Raw genomic sequence first — 234 nt, 5'->3', positions numbered from 1 at the left:
TCAGCGTCGCTCAACACCGGTTTCCGGCCCGGCCGGCCAGCCCTGGACACACCCAGGTCCGGCAGCACGTGGTCATCCAAATAGACGTAAAGTGTGGTCAGGAGAGGGTTTAGTTGCGAGTTCACAACCCCGGCTTAACACTCTCCGCCCTACTTTAAAAGCTCCCGCGCCCCGCCACGGCAATAAGACTTACTCATCTAGGTCCCCGGGTACAGGAGCATGTCGTATCAGTAG

Annotated in this window: 1 pseudogene; it reads right to left on the bottom strand. The window is 58.5% G+C overall.

Annotated features, from left to right (window positions below):
• A pseudogene (locus M8J71_RS23815) lies at nucleotides 1-125 on the bottom strand (IS982 family transposase); the annotation flags it as partial.
• Nucleotides 126-234: the final 109 nt, after the last annotated feature.

This window comes from Pseudarthrobacter sp. R1, assembly GCF_024494415.1.
In the GTDB taxonomy this organism is placed as follows: Bacteria; Actinomycetota; Actinomycetes; order Actinomycetales; family Micrococcaceae; genus Arthrobacter.
The sequence above is the reverse complement of the archived record's forward strand: the minus strand, read 5'-3'. Positions and strand labels throughout refer to the sequence as shown.